This window comes from Streptomyces sp. NPDC002884, from assembly GCF_040295245.1.
Classification (GTDB): Bacteria; Actinomycetota; Actinomycetes; order Streptomycetales; family Streptomycetaceae; genus Streptomyces.
This window is the reverse complement of record NZ_JBEOVB010000006.1, coordinates 123,532-144,014: the sequence shown is the minus strand read 5'-3', so window position 1 is coordinate 144,014 and position 20,483 is coordinate 123,532. Positions and strand designations below refer to the sequence as shown.

At 68.5% G+C, this 20,483-nt stretch carries 19 protein-coding genes and 2 pseudogenes; 13 read left to right on the top strand and 8 right to left on the bottom strand.

All coding sequences use genetic code 11. The annotated features are described in order from the left end of the window. Positions 1 to 14 precede the first annotated feature (14 nt). The gene (locus tag ABT070_RS15315; RefSeq protein WP_351759942.1) at positions 15 to 149 is read right to left on the bottom strand and encodes a hypothetical protein; all 135 of its coding nucleotides are present in this window, start codon (positions 147 to 149) and stop codon (positions 15 to 17) included. A 107-nt stretch (positions 150 to 256) separates the two neighbouring features. Between ABT070_RS15315 and ABT070_RS15310 the strand changes: the two are divergent. After that, a pseudogene (locus tag ABT070_RS15310) lies at positions 257 to 436 on the top strand (transposase); the annotation flags it as partial. A gap of 161 nt (positions 437 to 597) precedes the next feature. Here ABT070_RS15310 and ABT070_RS15305 read toward each other — a convergent pair. Continuing rightward, positions 598 to 756: a hypothetical protein gene (locus ABT070_RS15305; protein ID WP_351760571.1), complete on the bottom strand. Its 159-nt coding sequence runs from the start codon at positions 754 to 756 to the stop codon at positions 598 to 600. A gap of 47 nt (positions 757 to 803) precedes the next feature. Here ABT070_RS15305 and ABT070_RS15300 point away from each other — a divergent pair. Continuing rightward, positions 804 to 911: pseudogene (locus ABT070_RS15300) on the top strand (IS5 family transposase); the annotation flags it as partial. A 38-nt stretch (positions 912 to 949) separates the two neighbouring features. Here ABT070_RS15300 and ABT070_RS15295 read toward each other — a convergent pair. Together ABT070_RS15295 and ABT070_RS15290 are read right to left on the bottom strand one after the other, a co-directional pair. Then, complete coding sequence (locus ABT070_RS15295; protein WP_351759939.1) at positions 950 to 7,132, bottom strand: ATP-binding protein; 6,183 nt, start codon at positions 7,130 to 7,132, stop codon at positions 950 to 952. Positions 7,133 to 7,345: 213 nt separating this feature from the next. Further along, positions 7,346 to 7,765, bottom strand: coding sequence for a hypothetical protein (locus ABT070_RS15290; RefSeq protein ID WP_351759937.1), 420 nt, complete (start codon positions 7,763 to 7,765; stop codon positions 7,346 to 7,348). A gap of 823 nt (positions 7,766 to 8,588) precedes the next feature. Between ABT070_RS15290 and ABT070_RS15285 the strand changes: the two genes are divergently transcribed. Beyond that, positions 8,589 to 9,659, top strand: coding sequence for an aromatic ring-hydroxylating dioxygenase subunit alpha (locus ABT070_RS15285; RefSeq protein ID WP_351759934.1), 1,071 nt, complete (start codon positions 8,589 to 8,591; stop codon positions 9,657 to 9,659). A gap of 35 nt (positions 9,660 to 9,694) precedes the next feature. On the opposite strand, the gene ABT070_RS15280 is transcribed toward ABT070_RS15285, so the two are convergent. Beyond that, positions 9,695 to 10,921, bottom strand: coding sequence for an RNA-guided endonuclease InsQ/TnpB family protein (locus ABT070_RS15280; protein WP_351759932.1), 1,227 nt, complete (start codon positions 10,919 to 10,921; stop codon positions 9,695 to 9,697). 50 nt (positions 10,922 to 10,971) lie between these two features. On the opposite strand from ABT070_RS15280, the gene ABT070_RS15275 reads away from it, so the two are divergent. The 3 genes from ABT070_RS15275 to ABT070_RS15265 all read left to right on the top strand — a co-directional run bounded on the left by ABT070_RS15275 (position 10,972) and on the right by ABT070_RS15265 (position 12,320). Next, the gene (locus ABT070_RS15275) at positions 10,972 to 11,130 is read left to right on the top strand and encodes an Arc family DNA-binding protein (RefSeq protein WP_451099439.1); all 159 of its coding nucleotides are present in this window, start codon (positions 10,972 to 10,974) and stop codon (positions 11,128 to 11,130) included. A gap of 84 nt (positions 11,131 to 11,214) precedes the next feature. Next, positions 11,215 to 11,388, top strand: a complete 174-nt coding sequence (locus tag ABT070_RS15270) for a hypothetical protein (protein ID WP_020129371.1) — start codon at positions 11,215 to 11,217, stop codon at positions 11,386 to 11,388. Then, positions 11,385 to 12,320, top strand: a complete 936-nt coding sequence (locus tag ABT070_RS15265) for a PDR/VanB family oxidoreductase (protein WP_351759927.1) — start codon at positions 11,385 to 11,387, stop codon at positions 12,318 to 12,320. The genes ABT070_RS15270 and ABT070_RS15265 overlap by 4 nt, the downstream gene beginning before the upstream one ends. Here the strand turns inward: ABT070_RS15265 and ABT070_RS15260 are convergent. Beyond that, positions 12,235 to 13,122 (bottom strand): IclR family transcriptional regulator domain-containing protein, encoded by an 888-nt coding sequence (locus tag ABT070_RS15260; RefSeq protein WP_351759925.1) that lies wholly within the window; start codon positions 13,120 to 13,122, stop codon positions 12,235 to 12,237. The two genes, ABT070_RS15265 and ABT070_RS15260, sit on opposite strands and share 86 nt — an antisense overlap. A gap of 149 nt (positions 13,123 to 13,271) precedes the next feature. Between ABT070_RS15260 and ABT070_RS15255 the strand changes: the two genes are divergently transcribed. Genes ABT070_RS15255 through ABT070_RS15240 form a run of 4 tightly spaced genes read left to right on the top strand, consistent with a single transcriptional unit; the run spans position 13,272 to position 16,670 of the window. Then, positions 13,272 to 14,243, top strand: coding sequence for an ABC transporter substrate-binding protein (locus ABT070_RS15255; RefSeq protein WP_351759922.1), 972 nt, complete (start codon positions 13,272 to 13,274; stop codon positions 14,241 to 14,243). Then, the gene (locus ABT070_RS15250; RefSeq protein WP_351759919.1) at positions 14,240 to 15,013 is read left to right on the top strand and encodes an ABC transporter permease; all 774 of its coding nucleotides are present in this window, start codon (positions 14,240 to 14,242) and stop codon (positions 15,011 to 15,013) included. Before ABT070_RS15255 ends, ABT070_RS15250 begins: the two co-directional genes overlap by 4 nt. Continuing rightward, a complete protein-coding gene (locus ABT070_RS15245; protein ID WP_351759917.1) occupies positions 15,010 to 15,828 on the top strand; it encodes an ABC transporter permease in 819 nt (272 codons plus the stop codon). The genes ABT070_RS15250 and ABT070_RS15245 overlap by 4 nt, the downstream gene beginning before the upstream one ends. 20 nt (positions 15,829 to 15,848) lie before the next feature. Beyond that, a complete protein-coding gene (locus ABT070_RS15240) occupies positions 15,849 to 16,670 on the top strand; it encodes an ABC transporter ATP-binding protein (protein WP_351759914.1) in 822 nt (273 codons plus the stop codon). Between the two features lie 55 nt (positions 16,671 to 16,725). On the opposite strand, the gene ABT070_RS15235 is transcribed toward ABT070_RS15240, so the two are convergent. Next, entirely contained in the window at positions 16,726 to 17,394 is a 669-nt protein-coding gene (locus ABT070_RS15235; RefSeq protein WP_351759911.1) for an MmyB family transcriptional regulator, read from the bottom strand. Positions 17,395 to 17,685: 291 nt separating this feature from the next. On the opposite strand from ABT070_RS15235, the gene ABT070_RS15230 reads away from it, so the two are divergent. Further along, on the top strand, positions 17,686 to 18,291 hold the full coding sequence (locus ABT070_RS15230) for a helix-turn-helix domain-containing protein (RefSeq protein WP_351760568.1): 606 nt from the start codon (positions 17,686 to 17,688) through the stop codon (positions 18,289 to 18,291). A 32-nt stretch (positions 18,292 to 18,323) separates the two neighbouring features. Continuing rightward, entirely contained in the window at positions 18,324 to 18,848 is a 525-nt protein-coding gene (locus ABT070_RS15225) for a toxin-antitoxin system, toxin component (protein ID WP_351759909.1), read from the top strand. A gap of 88 nt (positions 18,849 to 18,936) precedes the next feature. Here ABT070_RS15225 and ABT070_RS15220 read toward each other — a convergent pair whose 3' ends face one another. Continuing rightward, complete coding sequence (locus ABT070_RS15220) at positions 18,937 to 19,974, bottom strand: alpha/beta fold hydrolase (protein ID WP_351759906.1); 1,038 nt, start codon at positions 19,972 to 19,974, stop codon at positions 18,937 to 18,939. 239 nt (positions 19,975 to 20,213) lie between these two features. Here ABT070_RS15220 and ABT070_RS15215 point away from each other — a divergent pair, with 239 nt between their 5' ends. Further along, positions 20,214 to 20,474: a hypothetical protein gene (locus ABT070_RS15215; RefSeq protein WP_351759904.1), complete on the top strand. Its 261-nt coding sequence runs from the start codon at positions 20,214 to 20,216 to the stop codon at positions 20,472 to 20,474. Positions 20,475 to 20,483 lie beyond the last annotated feature (9 nt).

Here is a 20,483-nt window from a genome sequence, read left to right as displayed (position 1 = left end):
GTAAAAGCCCGAGGCTAGCTCTGAGCGGCCAGGACTTCCAGCGTCTGCCACGGTCCCTCGGCCCGCACCGTGTCGTCCTGCACCATCCGCTCGATGGCCGCCCGCACGACAGCGGCCGTCTCGACCGGGACGACCCGGGCACCGAACACCGTCTCCAGTGGCGCTGTCCCCGCCCGGGTTGGCTTCCCGGAGTCCGCGTCGAACCAGCCCTCGGCCAACTCGCCCAGATGCCTCTCTGGCCATCTCGTCGGCTCGGCGGCCGCGCAAGGACACCGTCTACATCGTGGATGGCGCCCTGGTGCCCGCCCACGACCACACCTTCGCGGCCTCGAGCCGGAACTATCGCTACTCGACCAACCTGCAGGTCGTCATCGACGCCAACAGCCGCCTGGTGGTGGCGATCGGCCTGCCGCCCGGCAGCCGCAACGAGACCAGACCGGCCCGTTCCGAAACCATGATCCGCTGGGCAATGAACGGCCCCTCATGGTCCCCCGACTCGCCCGCGGCCGACCGGCGACATGGCAGGGCCCGCTCCCGCGAGAAGTTCCGTGGATACGCCGGTGTGCCCACCGAAGGTCGACATCCTGAGTCAGTGCACTACGGCGTCAGGAACCGCTCAACCATTCCGTTGCAGATCAGGTGGTGGGTCGGCCAACACCGAGACGATCGCACGAGCTCTCGGCCAAGTTCGGACGACTCCGTCCAGACCGCCGGGTTCCTAGTGAGGACCGCGGACAGCAGATCACCTTTGTACATGTCTCCTTCTGCCATCGGATTGTCCCGCAGCACCCTCAGGGCCAGTGTACGAACGCCACCCGCACCGCTCCGAAGCCGTGATCCACCTCGCCATGATCGACCTCATGGTCCGCAGACTCATCGGCGAAGCCGCCCTTAACTGGCACAGAAGCTGACCCGGGACCAAACACGAATCACCGGACCAAATGCTCAGTCAGACGTCTGCGGCCAGTTCCTTGCGGCTTGTCTCAGTCTCTTCTGGGCGGCGCTTCCGTCTGCTGGCAGGCAGAGTTCGGGTCGTTGTCAGGGTTCGCTTCAGTTTCGGAAATGCCGTGTTGAGTTCGGCGTAGCCGGTTGCGCTCAATTGAACCTGCCAGGTCTCGGTGCAGGTCGCATGCCGTGGTGGTTGGTGGCTGAGATTTCCTCGGACCAGAAGCACCGTGCGTGCACGCCAGTGGCCGTCCTCTCCCCTCCATGTGAAGAGTTCACATGGGTCGTGCTTCCATCCAAGTTCGGCACCGACGGCTGGATGGAGCGCGAGCCAGTCTCTGTGTTGGGCGTCCGTCCAGTCTTCGTAACCGTGGACAACCAGCTCCTTGTCCGCCCAGTCAAGACCTCGACCGGCCGGGTACCGGGCGAATTCAGCATGGAATGCTTCCCAGGCCCGACGCTCGGGAAGGTAGAAGGCGGCACCGAGCGCGTTGCCGTGCGTCGTGTGGACTCTGCGTTCCTCTTCCGGCCTTCCCCATTCCAAGCTGCACCATTGACCGCGTTCAGCCAGTACGTACGGTTTGGCCGCAGCGTATGCGCGCGCGTACCCATCCACAGCCGGCCCTGCTTCGGCGCACCAGTTATCCACGTCGTAGGAGGAGGTTCCTTCCGGTCTCCAGATCGGCGGCAGCCATCCCGGGAGAGGCCGGGGTCTAACAGTGATCATTTGCTCATCAATCAAGCCGAAGGAGTACGCAGGAAGTGCCGGAGCGTCCCCCAGCGTGTCGGCATCAAGGAGCTCACCAAGGACGGTTCCAAGAGCTCGGCGGCCGGCCATATACGCCCACGGGCGATAGCTGTGGCGCTGACGGCGTGAGGTGAGACGCTGTGCGAGAGCGTGGTGACCTCCCGCAGTCCAGCAATCGGCGTTGGACCTGGCAATCTGGGCGGCCCGGTGGAGTACCGCCGAGTCTTCCAGCCCGGAGGCCTCGGAGAGCATCTGGAGAGCAAGGTCGAACGGGCCGATCATGTGACGTGGATTGTATGCGTCCAGGTGCGGGGTACCGTGCCGGTCCTCTTCTGGAACTGTGCGTTCGGGAAGAGGAGGAAGGGCCAGGCCGTATGCGGCAGGACGGGCTCGGTGCGGCGGATTCTCCAGCTCAATGTCGTGCTGCCGGGCGAAACGGCGGGCGAGGTCTCGGGAGATGGCGTCGGCCCCAGTGGCAGCGACCTGCAGCGCGGCAACGAGTTCGGCGGGCACATCGTCTGCCCGTTCGTCTTTGGGCGTGGTGATCAAGGTGAGCAGGGCAGCTTCGCATGCCCATCCTCCTCGCGAGATGTTTGCGGCGAGGATGGTCTGGATCAAGTGCTGGTGGCGGGTGCCCAGCAACTGAAGGGCCCGTCGTGCGCCGAAATCGAGAGAGCGGACCGGGTGGCCGAGATACAGCCCGACCCATCGTGCCAGCGCCTCGATGGCTGAGCTGGCTGCTGCTGGAGCAGCGGGGATGTCCGTGGTGTCGGTAGCAGCGGGCGCTACCTCATCGAGGTAGGCCTCAACGTCGGGCCAAGCTCGGGCGACGGTTCCGGGTTCTGTGACCAGTTGGGTGATGTCTCGGATGTCGTCGGGCGACAACTGCGCGGACAGGGAGCCGGTGAGGAAGGCGTTGGCGAGGTCATCTCGGGCGAGTTGCACGAGGGCGGGGTGCCGGTAGCGGAGGGCGGTGTGAAGGACGGCCAACCGGGTCCCCCCGTCGTGGTGGCGCAGCCATCCATACGCCGGGGTACGGCTGAGCGCGTCTTTGAGGGCGTCTGCGGCTGCGCCAGATTCGCCCGATTGTGCAGCCAGTGCCGCGAGTCTGCCCAGGGCTGATCCTGACAGGCGCAGACGCCCGGCCTGTTCCAGCAGAGCACGGGCCTGAGCCGGAGTCGTGGACGTAATGGTGGCGGTCGCATGCTCAACGGCTAGATCCCAACCCTCCGGCGGGGAGGTTGCTGCTGTTGGTGCGGTTCGAAGAACGGTGAGCAGACTGCCCAGGGTTAGGACGGACGGTGGAGCGTCTGCAGTATCTGCAGGCGCCTCTTCGATGGCCTCTTGGCCAACTGTCTGTTCGGCTGCGTCGCGGTTCAATTCCTCGACCGCCCAGAGCTGCTGGGCTCGCTCCAGGGCCGACACAGCGTCGCCTCCAGAGCTCTCCGTCATGCGAGCGTGTACGGCTTTGGCGATTTCCTCAGTCGGCTCGGGCGTGATCGGGAACAGCAGATGGACCGCGACGGCCGTGCCGTCCGGGACGGGAATATCTGGGTGGTGGCACGCGGCCAGCACCACGGCTTGGACGACGTCAGTTTCGGCGAGCGTTCCCACAGTGCACAGCCACTCAGCCAGGTCACAGGCCAGAGAGGGATCACGGGGAAAGGTTGAGGCGATGAGTTTCTCCGCTGCGCCTGAGGCGTGATGGCCTGCGTCGGCAGCGGAGATACGAGAGGCGTATGTGAGGACCGTCGCGGTGAACTGCGTGGGAGACATGTCTCTTTCATCTGCGGCGGTGACCAGCCAGTCGAACCACTCGACCAGTTGCCGGTCGTGATCGCTGGCATCGATGCCGAGCGATGTATCGACAGCGCAGCGAGTCGCGTGGCGGGCTGCCTGTTCATCGCCGGCGAGCGCCCAGACTCGCGCTTGTGCCAGCCACAGTGACACCCGGTCGTGTGGGTCGGATGACCAGTCGTTGATCAGAGCATCGAGCCGTTGGAGTTGTTCCACGGCCCACGAAGTGGCGTCGGCGTGAGCTTTGAGGGCGGCCTCAATGACCGCTTGTTGGCGCTGGGGTGCCCAGTAGCCGGCCCGTTCTTCGCTCGCCCAGGAGGTGTCGAATCGCGAGAGCAGGCGTTGCAGGCCAGCGCTGCCGTGTTGTTTGGCCGCGAGGTCCACCACTCTGCCGAAGAGACCCAGGGCAGCGTCGCGAACGATGTACCAGCCTGTCCAGTCACGGGTGTCCTCGGAGGGGACTTCGAGAAGGCGGATGATGGGATCCGCATGTGCCGGCACATCGGGCGGGTCTCCGAGACCGGCGGAGGCAGCAAGTCGCTGGCCCTCCAACTGGGCCAGGACACGCAGTGCTCGCCGGAAACGCTCGTTGCCAGCTTCCTGCGATGTCCAGTCCGAGGTCGGCATGGGGTCTGGCTGTGTCGAATCGGGGTGGACGTACCGGAGTCTGTTGAGCCCGATCAGCGTCCGGAAGGGTTCGAGGCCTTCTTGCCCGGACACGGTGGACGGCCAGGCAACGGCCGTACCAGGGGGCACGAGTTCATCGATTTCGGGCGCGCTGTTGAAACCGTTTCGGACGAGCAGTTCGGCGGCGGCGATCCGGATGCTGAGGTGTACAGCAGGGGCGGAGCCGTTGGCCGACAGCTCCTCATCGTCCACCTCGTCTGCATCCCCTTCTTCCGCGTTGATGGCGATGATTTCGCGCGCCCATCGCAGGAGATCGGTTTGCGCTTGGTCTTCTGAGGCAGCTTGGGCCCGCATGTAGCGTGCTCGTGCGCGCCAACTGGGTGTTGCTTCGGCATCGATCACGGCCGTCAAGGCGTCGAGAGCCACCTCGTCACGGGTCTCAACGAGGAGATCGAAGCAACGGGCATGAGCGAAGCTGCGACAGCTGATCGTGCTCGCCTCGCGCTCCTGCTGATCGCGGAGCAGCGCCCGCCGTGAGGATTCCGCCTTCTCGACGCCTGCGCGCTCTTCAGGTCGTTCGGTGCTGAGCGCCAGCTCATCCGCGTCGTCTGCAGGGTGGGGAAGTTGGTGGTCGAGGGCGGCCAGCACCGCGTCGAGACCGGAGAGGTTCCATGTCGCTTCGGCCCAATCGGCGACGGCCTCCGGCGACGGGTCTTCCTCGCCTGCGATTCCGGCCAGGCCACCGCAGGCATGCAGGATTCTCTGGACCGCATCCACGTTGCCGCGGTTGGCAAAGGTCACGGCATGGGAAAGGGCTGCCTTCCGCGTGATCCGCAGTCGTCCGCCTCGGGCGACGTGGTCCAGGAGCAGTCGTGAGTCAAAGGTGTGAACCGCTTCCGCAAGCGGCTCCCTCTCCAAGACCATCTCGCGCAGCCGTAGTTCGCTGAGGAACACCAGCGTGCGCACGAAGGCCTGCGAATCGTCCAGCAGGCTGGCGGAGCGCAGCGCCAGCAGTGCGTGATCTCTAACCGTGGCCAGGGGCCTCAAGTCGATCAGGGACTGACGCAGCTTCTGCGGCGCAGCAAGGGCCAGAACGCGGTCGTACTGACCGGCCAGGAAGAGGTGCGCGGCTGCTTCGTCTTGATACAGGCTCCACTCAGGCCCGGAGCTGGCGCACACGTCCGCAAGTTGCCTATGGAAGCCGCGTTCACGCGCTTCCTCGGCCATGCCGGCGACGTGAGCCGTGGCGTCTGCGAGAAAGCGCCGGAAGCTGTTATGGATGAAGCGCCAGTCATCACCGGCCGTGTGGAAAAACGTCGCAGCTTGGTCGGCAAAAACGGAAACGGCACGCTGGTCCGCCCAGGTCAAGAGCCACCGCAGGTTCACCGGTACGCGCAGGCGTGCGGCCATCCCCAGCAAGTCGAGAACTTGCTGATCTTCCTGCACAGCCTGGAAGTATCCGCGATAGCGCGCGGCGACATCGCCACCGTAGCGTGATGCGTCTGCGAGTAGGCCGTCGGCCAGTTGACGTCGCACCCCTTCGTCGGGCTCACTGGCTTCCAGCGCGCTGAGCTCCTGCAAGAGATAGGTGAGGGCAAGGGGATGCCCTTCACTGGCGTCGACGACCTTCGTCATCTGACCGGAATACAGCCAGCTTCCATGGCCGGCAGCCTTGGTCAGGTACTCGATTTCCTCAGCGGCCAGCGGGGGCAGGAGCGCAATACGGTCCTCCTGCTCCAGAGGTGTCCGCACCATGGACGGAAGAATGCTTGTGGTCTGGGTGCCGAGGATAATGAAAACCCCTTCGGGCAGCGCCGCCGGGTTGGGAAGCTCTTCCAGCAGGGAACGTGTCGGGTTCTGCTCTCGCGGGATGTGATCGAGTCCGTCCACCACAACGATGGTCCGCTCGCCGCGTCTCCTCCACCGTTGGCCGGCCTGGTCAAGCTGGTCGCTCAGCACGAGGCGCTGGGTGCGCAGGTCGTTACCGATTCCCCGGCGATACAGACCGCTTTCCTGCAGGGCAAGCGAGACGTCATGCAGGAAGCTGTCCGCTTCTCCCCTGCTGCTGAGCGGGTCGGGTGCGTCGGGCACGAAGGCGTAGTAGCGCGCCACGTGTCCTTGTATCTTCAGGCTGGCCAGCAGTGTTGACTTGCCTGAGCCGGCTGGACCGACGAGGGCCAGGTAGCCGCCCGACAGTTGCTGCAGCCGTCCCTCCAGAGCCTGGCGGGCCACCTCGTTCGTCGTGTACACCGTCGGGACCGGGAACTGGTGGGGGTGGCGGTACCGCAACCGGTCCTGCCAGCCCAGACGCTCCATCAGCTGGTCACGGCTCAACTCCACCGGCTGAGCAGGATCCCGCACGATCTCCTCAAGCGTGTGCGCCAGATGCGCGACCTCACCGTCGACCGGTTCGTGATCAGGACGCAGCAGAGGATCGCCGAGCACGAGACCGAACCTCAGTTCCAGATCGCCGACGAAGGCAACGAAATCGTCGTCGGTCAGCTTCGTGAGGGTTCGAAGTGCCTCCCAGGCCGGCGCCCACTCGACAACTTCCGGGAGGATGGCCAGATCCGCCCACTGCGCCGTTCCTCGCGTGATCTCAAGGCGTACCGGGTCAAAAGAGCGCGCCACAAATGTCGCCAGGCTGCGGGCGCCAGTGGCCCTGGCGCGAGCAATCGGGCCCGCCCCCTTAGCTTGCGCCTTCGACGCAAGATTGTTCGTGCATAGGTGGACGGTCAGGGGCTCCGGCGAGGCCGTCCGCAACCGCACCCATGCGGCCGCGAGTTGCGTCAGCAAGCCCGGCTTTTCGCCTACTCCACTCGTCAGGTCAGCCCATGTGAACGACCCGGCAGGCTGCGACCACTTCACCTGCAATGCGTGGCGTCGCAACCCCGATTTGAATTGGAAATCATCAGCCACACCAGCCTCTGGATCCGCCACCCGGATCCATTCCAGCGTTGGAAGTTTGGCAAGCACCACGCGAGCGGCCAACCCGTATTGCCCGCCGAAGCCCACGACGGCCGCTACCTCACCCCTACTCGGCTGCAACAGAACCCCCTGCCCACATTGCCCTAGGTTCCAAGTATGGCCCGAGGGCCACATCCTTCGCACAGCAGAACAGTCCAGGCAGCCCTAGGCCGCATCCGAGGATAGATACGCCGTTACGGCTTGATGAGCGCCGCCGTACGGATTCGGAGGCCCGGTGCGGATGCACCCGTCTCGCGGCAGTCAGTACTCCACGGCCAGGGATCGGACCACCTCCGTCGTCCCCGTCGACGCGGGGTTACTCCCGCGGACGGCTTTGCGGGAAGTAAGGGCCCTCCTTCTCCTGAGCAAGGATGCCCTCCACGAGGCCTTCAGGTTCGCCACGGGAGCGGTCTCCGGGCCTGCCGTCACCACCCCGCTCGGTGCCTCGTCCGTGTTGTTGACGACTCGGGGGAAGAGGGTGTTCTCAGGGACATCCTTGAAGGTGTACGAGATGGAGCCGGGCAGGTCCACGAGCTCGATCGTGACTCGCTTGCCGCGCTCGTACTCCGCCACCCCCCAGGCGAGTTCCACCGTGCCGTCCGCGGTCCGGGTGAACTCGGTGAACTCATCGCCAGGGAGGAACGGACGGTCGATTGTCCCGGTGACGGACCTGGTCAGCACATAACATTTGGGCCAGAACCGGACCTAGATGATGGTATCGAACACCTGCTGGACGGGGCCGTTGATAGTCGAATCTAACGGGATGGAGGAGGTCATGTTGCCCTCCCGTCCCCGCGCACCTGCCGCTGGCGATCTTCGACAACTGCGTCCTCACCAAGATCCGCCACCTCTCCTCCACCAGCGTCGACATCGGCGCCCGCGAGGTGGGCCGACACGTCACCCGCGCCACGCTCGACTGGATTCCCGCCGAGAACGGCAGTTTGACCGACCCACGCTCTTGCAACGGCATCCAAGTCCGCGACGAACGGGCTTCTCGCCTGCGTCGCAACCTACCTGACATTCCATCACAAACGGCCCCCGGACCGAGCCCAAGCCGGGCCCCTCCTGGCCCAGCAGGTTCAAATAGTCGCTTTACACAGGTCCGCCACCCCTTTGGCCTGCACTTATGTGCTACAGGGACCAAAGGGCGGCGAATTCGACCCGGATTCGACCCCACGGCCTCACTTCACAGCGACGCGCACGCCTGATCAGCGATGACGCAACTTCTGCCGCTGCACCAACGAATTGCGGAAACTTAATTGCCACGAGAGCCACAATTGGGATCAACTTCGTAAGTCGACAGCCCTGGAGCGGACACGCAGCCCAGCGATGCAGACACAGTGCCGCGTGTTGGCCCGAGCCCATCCCGACTCAACCCCACGGGGGACTACATACCCTGAACAGGCCTTTTGCCTATCTGCTTCCGTGAGGCGGAAGTGGTATTGCGGCGCGGTGACGCCCTTCCGGACGATGTCGCCATCACCCAACGACGGGAGCCGCAACGATGCCGCACACCACCACACTCGCCAGGAACCAGTGGTACGTCGCCGCATACAGCACCGAGGTCGGGCGCGAGGAGTTGCTCGGGCGGACCATTCTGGGTGAGCCGCTCGTCTTCTACCGCACCGAGGAGGACGGGACGCCCGTCGCACTGCACGACCGCTGTGTGCACCGCCGCTTCCCGCTGTCGGAGAGCCGGCTCGACGGCGACCGCATCGTGTGCGGCTACCACGGCTTCACGTACGACACCACAGGCGCCTGTGTGTACGTGCCGGGGCAGAAACGCATACCACGGACCGCCCGAGTCACCTCCTACCCGGTGGTCGAGCAGGACTCCCTGGTGTGGGTGTGGATCGGCGACCCCGCGCTCGCCGACCCGCAGACGATCCCGCGGGCCCGCCACCTCGACTCCCCCGGCTGGACCACCGTCCAGGGCATGGAGCCCATCGACGCGGACTACGGGCTGCTCGTCGACAACCTCCTCGACCTCTCCCACGAGACGTATCTGCACGGCGGTTACATCGGCACCCCCGAGGTCGCCGAGACGCCGATCACCACCGAGGTGGACGAGGGGGCGGGGATCGTGCGGGTGAGCCGGCACATGGCCGACGCCGAGTGCCCGCCGTTCTACGCCCGTTCGACCGGCATCGAGGGCCGGATCACCCGCTGGCAGGACATCGAGTACCACGCGCCCTGTCTGTACCTGCTGCACAGCCGGATCGCGCCGGTCGGCGTCCTGCCCGAGGCGGACGGCAGCGACCCGAACGGCTTCCACACCGAGATCACCTATGCGATCACGCCGTCCGCCGACGGCAAGGTGTACGACTTCTGGATGGTCTCGCGGGACTGGGCGACGGACGACGACGAGGTCACCGCGTTCCTGCGGGGCAACAACCACACGGTGGTCATGCAGGACGTCGACGCGCTCAACCTCCTCCAGCGCACGCTCGGTTCGGAACGCACCGGGTACCAAGAGCTGAGCATCAACATCGACACCGGCGGCCTGGCAGCGCGCCGGATCCTCGCCCGGATGGTGGAGGAGGGCGACAAGCCGCCCGCGGAGAAGGTCCTTTGACATCCTCCCCTCCCTAAAGGGAGGGGATTCCTGGCTCAGGCTGCCTCCGGGAGCGGCGCTCCAGGAGGTCTTACGCCCTCGACACCAGCCGGGTTGAGACCAGCCCGGACCAACATTACGCGGGCGGAGTTCTTGTCCCTGGGGGACTCGGCTGCGCACGCGGTGCAGGTGTAGGTACGTTGCGAAAGAGGAAGTGCGTGCTTGGTTCTCGCTCCGCACGATGCGCAGTCCATGGTGGTGTACGCAGGGTGCACGAGGCGGACGTCCCGCCCATGCTTGCGGCCCATCTCGATCAGTGCCTGCTTGGTCGCGCCGATCGCGGCATCCGCCGCTTTGCGCGCCATGGTGGTCCTCGCGAGGAACTTCGGACGGAAGTCCTCGACGGCGATGGCGTCGTGGTCGCGCACGACGCGTTTGGCCCACTTACGGGCGGTGTCCTGCCGCTGCCGGGCCACCTTCTTATGGACCTTCGCGGTCTGCTGTTGCGCCTGGCGGTAGCCCTTGGACGCAGCCTGCCCCCTGACGGGGCGGCGGCGGGCCATCATTCGCTGGTAGCGGGTGAGGCGCTGCGCGGCGACCTCCCCGTGCCGGGCGTGGGCGAGGTCGTAGGCATCGCTGGTGGTGGTAGCGGCTTCCCTGACACCCCAGTCGACACCGAGGACGGCACCGGTCGCGGGGAGCGGCTGCGCCTCGGTCGCAACGACGAACGAGGCGTACCAGCAGCCAATGCTGTCGCGGTAGACGCGCACCGAGGACGGCACAGCGGGCAGTTCGCGGGACCACACCACCGTCAGCACGATCCCGCCCGCGAGGTGCAGGCGGCCGTCCTTCAGTCGGAAGCCACGGACCGTGTAGTTCAGGCTCGGGTCCGTCTCGCGCTTCCTCTTATGGCGTGGCATCCCGGCGCGCTGCCGCACAGGAAGCCGCTTGTCGATGTCCTTCAACGCCTTCGAGCGGGACGTGGCGAAGTCCCGGATGATCTGCTGCTGGGGGACGCTCGCGCCGTCGCGGAGCCAGGGTGTGCGGGCGCGGGCCTCTGTCAGCATCCTGTCCAGTTGCGCCGGGCCGCAGGTCAGCCTGCCGTCGGGATGGGCTCGGTTGTGTGCGTGCACGGCGCGGGACCTGGCCACGCACTCGTTCCAGATCCACCGGCAACGGTCCCATTCGGCGGTCAGCAGCGCGCGGGCGGTCGACGACACGCGCAGCCGGTAGGTGTACCGGGCGTGTCCGGTATCTCCCGAGGCCTTCCATCGCGCCACCATGGTGTCATGGTACCACCATCTGAGTGCCATGCAGCCACTATTCTGGGGTCATGGATGAAGAGAAGCGCATCACCCTCCGCCTGCCCGCCGGCCTCCACGAACGCCTTGCCGAACGAGCCCGCGCCGACCGGCGGTCCCTCAACTCCGAGATCCTCCACCTGCTTGAGGCCGCCATCAGCCGGCCGGATTCAGACACCGCATCGCCCTAACCGCGATTCGGCATTCCCTGCCGCATCCTGCAAGACAGTGACTCCACCCCGGCGTGAAGGTATAGGCATCCACGGAGGAACACGATGAGCACCGGTCCCACCGGCGAGATCTACCGCATCGACTGGCTGCCGGGCACCGACGTGCTGCACGGCACCTGCCACTGCGGCGCCGAGCACACCTCGCAGGACCCGATCGAGATGTGGGAGTGGATGCTCGGCCACCCCGAAGGACACCGGCCGCGAGGGAACGACTCATGAGCGTGTACGAAGCCGAACTGGTCGTCGCGGGCCGCGAGTTCGCCGCCGACGGGGTACTCGCCCTCACCCTGCGCCACCCGCTGGGCGAGCCGCTGCCGGTCTGGGAGCCGGGCGCCCATGTGGACCTCGTCCTCGGCCCGGAGCTGGAGCGCCAGTACTCGCTGTGCGGCGATCCGGCCGACCGGTCCGCGTGGCGGATCGCGGTGCTGCGCGAGCCGGCCGGGCGGGGTGGATCCGCCCTGGTGCACGAGCAGTTGAGGCCGGGCGACAAGGTGCGGGTGCGCGGCCCGCGCAACCACTTCGCGCTGCGCCCGGCAGCCCGCTACCGCTTCGTCGCGGGCGGCATCGGGATCACCCCGATCCTGCCGATGCTCGCGGCGGCCGAGGCGGCGGGCGCCGAGTGGAGCCTTCTCTACGGCGGCCGCACCCGGGCGTCCATGGCGTTCGCCGGGGAGTTGGCGCGGTACGGCGACCGGGTCACCGTCGCCCCGCAGGACGAGACCGGTCTGCTCGACCTCGGTTCCGTGCTCGACGGCCTGCCCGAGGGCGCCCTCGTCTACTGCTGTGGGCCGGGTCCGCTGCTGGACGCCGTGGAGGAGCGGTGTCCGGCCGACGCGCTCCGGGTCGAGCGGTTCCAGGCGAGGGAGCAACCGGCGGGCCAGGACGGTGAGTTCGAGGTCGAGCTCGCGCAGAGCGGCCGGACGCTGGCCGTCGCGGCGGGCGTGTCCGTGCTGGACACCGTGCGCGCGGCGGGGGTCGAGGTCCTCTACTCCTGCACGGAGGGCACCTGCGGCACCTGTGAGACCGACGTGCTCGAGGGCACGCCGGAGCACCGGGACTCCGTCCTCAGTCCGCAGGAGCGGGAGGCGGGGGAGACGATGATGATCTGCGTGTCCCGGTGCCGGGGGCGGAAGCTGGTCCTGGATCTCTGATCCGAGGGGCGGCGGCGCCTCTCGCGGGGTCGGTGATCCGCAGATCGGCCTCGATCCGGGCCACGGCCGCCAGCAACGGCGGCAGCAGATCCCGGCGGACGGCGGCCACCGAGGTGCGGCCGGCGTGGACGGCTATGTTCACGGCGGCCACCACCGCGCCGTCCCGGCCGCGCACCGGGGCGCCCACCGACCGCAGCCCCTCCTCCAGTTCCTGGTCGACCAGGGCGTACCCCTGTCGACGTACCCGTTTCAGTTCCGCCCGCAAATCCTCCGGCGCGACCAGCGTCCGTGCGGTGAGCGGGCGCAGCCGTGCCCGGGACAGGCGGAGTTCGAGCTCGTCGTCCGCGAGGGCCGCGAGCATCACCCGGCCCACCGAGGTGACGTGCGCCGGGAAGCGGGTGCCGACCGTGATGACGGCCGACATGATGCGGGCGGTCGGTACCCGGGCGACGTAGACGATGTCGTCGCCGTCCAGGACGCACAGCGAGGAGGATTCCTTCACCTGTGCGACGAGGTGCTCCAGATGCGGCTCGGCGACCTGCGGCAGCGTGAGGCCGGCCAGGTAGGCGTAGCCGAGTTCCAGCACCCGTGGGGTGAGCCGGAAGAGGCGGCCGTCGTTGTGCACGTATCCGAGATCCGCGAGGGTGAGCAGCAGGCGCCGGGCGGCCGCCCGGGTCAGCCCGCAGGCGCGGGCGACCTCGCTGAGGGTGCGTGCGGGATGCTCGGCGTCGAAGGAGCGGATCACCGCGAGGCCCCGCTCGAACGACCTCACGAAATGCGGTGCTCGGGCCGCGGTGGACATGCCACCCTCCCAACTGTCAACAATTTCGTCAGCTAAACCCATTGACCCCGTCGGACAGCGGGCTCTACGTTCCCTGCACGCCAATTGAGCACTACTGTGCGGTGTGCGCACAGCCTGTCGGAACACCCGTTCTCTGCACAGGAGGAGCCTTGCGTCGTCTGCTCGCCGGTCTCGCGGCCGGCACCTTCCTGCTCGCCACGGCGGCCTGTGGCTCGTCCGACGACTCCGGTACGTCCACCGGGAGTTCGTCGTCCGAAGGCACCACGACCGTCAAACTCGGACTCATCCCCATCGTCGACGTGGCGCCCGTCTATCTGGGCGTGAAGCAGGGCTTCTACGAGAAGCACGGTCTGAAGCTGTCGATCACCACCGCGCAGGGCGGCGCGGCGATCGTGCCCGGCGTCGTCAGCGGCCAGTTCCAGTTCGGCTTCAGCAACATGACCTCCTTGATGGTCGCGCAGTCCAACAACGTTCCCGTGCAGGCCGTTTCGAACGGCATTGCCTCAACGGGCTTGCAGGGCAAGGACTTCGGGGCCATCACGGTGAAGAAGGGCAGCCCGCTCAAGTCCGCGAAGGACCTGGAGGGCAAGAAGGTCGCCATCAACACCCTGAAGAACATCAACGAGACCGCGGTGCGCGAGTCGGTGCGCAAGGCGGGCGGCGACCCGGACCGGGTGAAGTTCGTCGAGCTGGCCTTCGACCAGATGCCCGCCGCCCTGGACAGCGGGCAGATCGACGCGGCGATGGTCGTCGAACCGGCCCTGGCGACCGTCAAGAGCCAGGGAGGTGTGGAGATCGCCTCGCCGCTGGTGGACGTGGCCCCGAACCTCACCGTCGCCATGTACTTCACCTCCACGCAGTACGCGCAGAAGAACCCGGACCTGGTGAAGAAGTTCCAGGAGGCCACCGCGGAGTCGCTCGCCTACGCCGACGCGCACCCGGACGAGGTCCGCCAGATCGTCACCACGTACACCAAGATCCCGACGGCGGTGCTGGCACAGGTGACGTTGCCCAAGTGGCCCGCCGAGGCGAACCGTTCGTCGATCGAGGCGCTGGAGAAGCTCGGCGAGCAGGACAAACTCTTCAAGTCGACCCCGGACCTGGAGAAGCTGCTGCCGTGAGAGGCGAGAACCTCGCACTCGGTACGGCCGGGCTCGCGGCCTTCCTCGCCCTGGGCGAGGCGGTGCCGCGGCTCGGCCTGGTCAAGGAGGCCTACTTCCCGCCGACCAGCCGCGTCGCCGGCGCGCTGGGCGACGAACTCGCCGACTCCGCCTTCTGGACGGCGCTCGGCGACACCCTCACCGGGTGGGCCCTCGGTCTGGCGATCGCGGTGGGAGCCGGGATCGTGGCCGGCGTACTGATCTCCGTCGTCCCCCATCTCCGCGAGGCGACGGCCTCGACCGTCGAGTTCCTGCGCCCGATCCCGTCGGTCGCCCTGATCCCCCTCGCCGTGCTCCTCTACGGCACCGAACTGCGCTCGGTCCTGCTGCTGGTCGTCTACGCCTCCTTCTGGCAGATCCTGATCCAGGTCCTGTACGGCGTCCAGGACGTCGACCCGGTCGCCGAGGAGACCGCCCGCTCCTACGGACTCGGCACCTGGGCACGGGTCCGCCACGTGCTGTGGCCGACCGCGCTGCCGTACGTCATGACCGGCGTGCGGCTCGCCGCGGCCGTCGCGCTGATCCTCGTCATCACCGCCGAACTGGTCATCGGGGCACCGGGGTTGGGCGCACGGATCGCCGTCGCGCAGACCTCCCAGGCGGTCCCCCAGATGTACGCCCTGATCGTCGTCACCGGGGTGCTGGGACTGCTGATCAACGTGGGCGCCCGGACGGTGGAGCGGCGCGCACTGGCCTGGCACCAGTCGGTGCGCGGGGAGGTGGCGGTGTGACCGGGACATCCCCTGTCCGGCCGGCGCCGGGAGCCTGGCGGCGCGTCCTGCTGCGGCTGCTCCTCACGCTCGCCCTGCCGGCCGTGCTGGTCACCGCGTGGTGGATGGCGTCCGACGGCAGCACGAACGTGTACTGGCCGCCGCTGCGCACGATCCTGAAGACCTTCCCCGACGTGTGGACGGCGGAGCGGCTGCGCGCCGATGTGCGGCCGAGCGTGCTGCGGCTCCTCGGCGGCTACGCGACGGCGGCCGTCGTCGGGGTCGCGCTGGGCACGGTCATCGGCTCCTACCGGCGGGTGCGAGCCGTGTGCGAGCCGGTCCTGGAGTTCCTGCGGGCGGTGCCGCCGCCCGTTCTGGTGCCGGTCATCATGCTGTTCGCGGGCATCGGCGACACCATGAAGGTCGTCGTCATCGCGAGCGGCTGTGTGTGGCCGGTCCTGCTGAACACGGTCGAGGGCGTGCGGGCGGTGGACCCGGTGATGGCGGAGACGGCACGGTCGTACGGCATCACGGGCGTCGCCCGTCTGCGCGACGTGGTGCTGCCGTCGGCGAGCCCGCAGATCTTCGCGGGGCTGCGCCAGGCGCTGTCGATCGGCATCATCCTGATGGTCATCAGCGAGATGTTCGCCGCGAGCAACGGTCTCGGCTTCACCATCGTGCAGTTCCAACGGGGTTTCGCCATCCCCGACATGTGGACCGGAATCCTGGTGCTCGGCCTCCTGGGCTTCGTCCTGTCGGTGCTCTTCCAGATCGTCGAGCGCCGGGTGCTCGGCTGGTACCACGGTCTGCGCGCATCCACCCGGCGGTCCCCGTGACCCTCGCGAAAGGGCGTTCCATGCACCCGCGTCTTGCAGTGTCCGGCCTGCGGAAGGTCTACGAGGGGTCCGGGCGCCGGGTCGAGGCGGTGCGCGACCTGACCTTCACCGTCGAGGCGGGTGAACTGGTCTGCCTCGTCGGCCCGTCGGGCTGCGGCAAGACGACCCTGCTGAAGTGCATGGCCGGGCTGCTCGCCCCGACCTCCGGCGAAGTGCTCCTGGAGGGACGGAGGGTGACCGGGCCGCCGCCGGACATGGCGTTCGTCTTCCAGGAGTACGGGCGGAGCCTCTTCCCGTGGATGCGGGTCGGCGCCAACGTCGAACTGCCCCTGAAGCAGAAGGGGTTGCCCAAGACGAGGCGGCGGGAGCTGGTCGCGGACGCCCTTCGCTCGGTCGGCCTGGAGGACGCGCTCTCCGCGTACCCGTGGCAGCTGTCGGGCGGGATGCAGCAGCGGGTGGCGATCGCCCGGGCACTCGCCTACGAGCCCCGGGTGCTGCTGATGGACGAGCCGTTCGCGGCGGTGGACGCGCAGACCCGCGCCGACCTGGAGGACCTGGTCAGGGGACTCTGGCGGGAGCGCGGGATCACCATCCTGTTCGTCACGCACGACATCGACGAGGCCGTCTACCTCGGCGAGCGGGTCATCGTCCTGTCCGCCTCCCCGACGGTCGTCCGGGAGCAGCTGAAGGTCGATCTCCCGCCGGACCGCGACCAGTTGCACACACGGGTGGCCCCGCGCTTCGCGGAACTGCGGACCCATGTGTACGAGCAGATCCAGGCGGCGAAGCGCGGGACTCCGGTGGACCGCCTCACCAAGTCGGACGCGCCTCCCCCGCGCTGACCGTGCGGGTGCCGACCAGGGCGCCGTCGGCGACCTGAACGCCGACGGTGCCCGGTCAGGCCTCGGGGGCCGGGACCACGCTGAGGTGGCTCGCGGTGCGGCGCGCGCCGCGCGTTCTGCGGGGCGCGGGGGCCGGGCGGGTGGCGCGCAGCACCATCGTCAGTCGGGTGTACCCCATGTCCTGCAGGGTCCTCGGGGTGTCGGCGACGATGCGGCACTCCGTGGCGCCCCAGCGGGGGTCGGGGTGCAGCAGGGGCCGGACCGCCCCGTCGTGCTCGACGGCCTCCTCGCCGACCGCGCGGATCCAGTGCGGCAGCCCGTGCCGGTAGGCCGCCTCCATGATCGGATCCAGGGCGATGTCGCGGCGGATCGCCTGGAGCCCGTGGTCGTGACCGTGTCGCTCCATGGCCGCGGCGAAGCGGGCGAGCATCGGCAGGCACCAGCCGGGCTCGTGGTCGCCGAGGACCGAGGGGGCATCGGGATGGAAGAGGACGAAACGCAGGAAGTTGTCGCCGGGCAGGGCCGTCGGATGCGGGCCCACGTCCCGGAAAAGTGACGCGAAAGCGTCGTTGGAGAGAACGACGTCCCAGCGGTGGTCGAGGACGACGGACGGGAAGGGGACGGCCTCCAGGTATGTGGCGTAGTCCTGCAGATACGCCTGGGCCTCGAGACTCTCGGGGACGGGCCGCGGTGCGGACCGCTGCCCTCCTGCCTGATATGCCATCGGGAGGTCACCCCTCTTGCCTATGCGGCCTTCACGCGGCGCCCCGATCCTGCGGCCCGGACGCGAGTGGTGTCAACTATCGTGGCATTCCGTGCTGGTTGACGGCTGAAATTGGCCACAGTTGTGGCGAGACCTGGATGTGAGTTCGAAAAACCCGTTACCCTCCACGCAGTTCACGGCGACCGTCTGTTCTGGTGATCGTGTGCCGGTGAGAGGGACGTGAGAGACCTAGGAGACCTGTCGGTGGCGGAGGATGGCTTCGAGGTTCCGGGCGCCGCGGCGACGGTGCTGATGTCGGCCGTCGTCGCCAGGGTCGCCGCGCTCGCCGACCGGCTCGGCGTGCCGCACGCGGAGGTCTTCGGCACCGGGCGGCTGTCCGTCGCCTCCGGTGTCCCGGAGTCGGTGGTCAAGGCACTGCTGAGCGGCCGGCCCGCCGGCGAACCCGATGTGCAGGCCCGCTTCCTGCAGCGCCTGGACCTGCTGCGCCGCACCCGGCTCAAGCCGAACGGCCGCAAGTACACCCAGCAGGAGATCGCCGACGGCGCCGGCATGTCGCGCCAGCAGGCGGGCGCCCTCATCAACGGCGACCGACGGCCCACGATGGAGCACTGCGACGCCCTCCAGCGCTTCTTCCGCGTGCACGCCGGCTTCCTCACGGCCGAGGACCCCGAAGCGCTCGCGGGAGCCCTGCAGCACATCGAGCAGGAGCTGCTCCAGAAGCTCGCCGCGCGGGAGGCGGCCGCGGCCGCCGCGGACCCGCTGGAGCGGCTGCTGCAGGACCACGGCGTACGCGGGATCGCGTGGCGGGCCGCGCAGCTGCCCACCGACCAGCACCGCGACAAGGTCGCCGAGTGGCTGGACATGCTCCTGGAGAGCGTGAAGCGGCCCGAGTCGTGATCCGGGGGAGATCTGTGAGCATCGCGAGGGAAATGCGCCGTCTCAGCGGCGAGCTGGTCGCGGAACTGACCCTGCCGGCCCCCGCCGTGCCGGCCGACCTGTACACCGCCCTGTGCGACGGGATGAGCAGACGGCGTGGCCGCCCCGTGCACTTCCGCATGGCCTCCTTCCCGGCCGACACGGCCAGCGGGCTGTGGCTCGACATGGCCGACCAGGACCTCGTCGTCATCGAGGAACGCACCGCGCCGGAGCACCAGTTGGTGATCCTGGGGCACGAGCTGTGGCACATGAAGGCGGGCCACTGCGGCCACCACGTCGAGGGCGCCGCGGTCGCGGCCCGTTTACTCCGCGACGGGGCTGATCTGCAGGCGACGGTGCGCAGCGTCGCCGCGCGCACCCGTTTCGACCTGACCGACGAGAAGGAGGCCGAGAGCTTCGGCCTGCTGCTGGCCAGCAAGTGCCGTACCTGGCTGCCGGGTTCGTCGCCGCGGGAACGGGGCCAGCGGGACCATCTGGCCGGCCGGATCGAGGCGTCGCTCGGCTATCTGGGGCCGTAGGACGGCCCGTCCGGGCGGCTGGACCGCGTTCCCGGGCGCCGGACGGCGTTCCCGGGCTCGCCGCCCTCCGGACCCCCTCGTACGGCCGTCAGGTGGCGCTGCGCTCGCTCGCCCCGCGCAGGTCCCGTGCCACGCCGTCCGGCGGACCCGCGGTCCCCGTCCCCTCCCCGGGCCGGCCCTCGCGCAGCAGCCGGCGCCAGTGGTCGCGGCTCCAGTCGGCCGGGGCCGTGGTGCGGGTGAACTCCTCGACGAGGGCGCGGAACCGGGCGGGGTCGCTGTGGAACGGGAAGTGGCCGGCCCCCTCGAAGATCTCCAGCCGGCTGCCGGGCATGGCCTCGTGGGCGCCGTACGCGTGCCGCACGGGCACCACGCTGTCCCGGTCGCCCCACAGCAGCATCGTCGGCATGCCGGCCGTCAGATAGCAGCGGTCGAGCATGGTGACGACCTGGCCGCGCCAGTCGACGACCGCGCGCAGGGTGCGGATGAAGGCGTTGCGCGCGGTCTCGTCCGGCAGGGCGTCGACGAGGTGGAGCAGATCGGGGGCGTCCTGGCCGAGATCGGTGTCCAGCAGCTTCATCAGAGCGACGGCGAGGCCGACCTGCAAGCGCGCGCCCGGCAACCTGAGGGCGGACAGCGCCAGATGGGCGCCCGGCAGGGAGACCAGCCGCAGGGCGGGGTTGACCTCCCGGCCGACTCCGCCCGCGCTGACGAGGATCAGCCGTTCGGTGCGCTCGGGGAACTGGTAGGCGAACTGCATCGCCACTCCCCCGCCGAGCGAGTGCCCGACCAGGGTCGCCGACTCGATGCCGAGCGTGCTGAGCAGATCGCGCAGCCCGTTGGCGTACGCGGCCACCGAGTAGTCGGCGCGGGGCTTGTCGGAGGCGCCGTGGCCGAGGAGGTCGGGGGCGATGACGGTGTGGGTGCGGGCGAGGTCCGGGATCAGCTCGGCCCAGGTCCGCGAGGAGTCGCCGATGCCGTGGACGAGGACCAGCGCCGGGCCCTCGCCCGCCATGCGGAAGGCACGCCGGTAACCGTGCACGACCCGGTACCGCAGCTCCAGTTCGGCGTCGCCCACCGGGCGCAGCCGGGTGCCGCGCGCCGGCCGCCGCTGCGGGACATCGACCACCTGCTCGCCTCCTGATCCCCTGGCCGCCGGCCGTCCGCCGAAAGCCCTTCACCTCAGCGTAGGACCGCTTTCCGCCAGGGGATTTCAAGGAGGTTTCGCCTCCGCTAAGCGGGCGAACCGAGGTCGGGTCAGGCCGGATTGTCAGTGGTGGGCGGCAAGCTGGGGGGTGCGCCGCCGTCTGGGGGCGTACGCGCCGTCGGGCGCGGGGGACACGACGCCGACACGGGGAGAGCCGACCGATGCCCACTGCCGTACTCACCGACCGCGAGCGCACCGCCGTACAGGCCTACCTGCGGCTGCTGCACACCGTACGTGCCGCCTTCGGCGACGAGGGGGACGGCGCGGGCGTCGGCGCCCCCGCTCCGCCGCAGGACCGGCTTCCCCCGGTGGTCCCGCCCGCCGTCCTGGCCGAGGCGGAACAGGCGCTGGCCGCCGCGGGCCTGGCGGGCAACGAGGAGGAGTTCTTCCGGCTGCTGCACAGCTGGTGCCCGGGCCGGTGACCTCGGGGA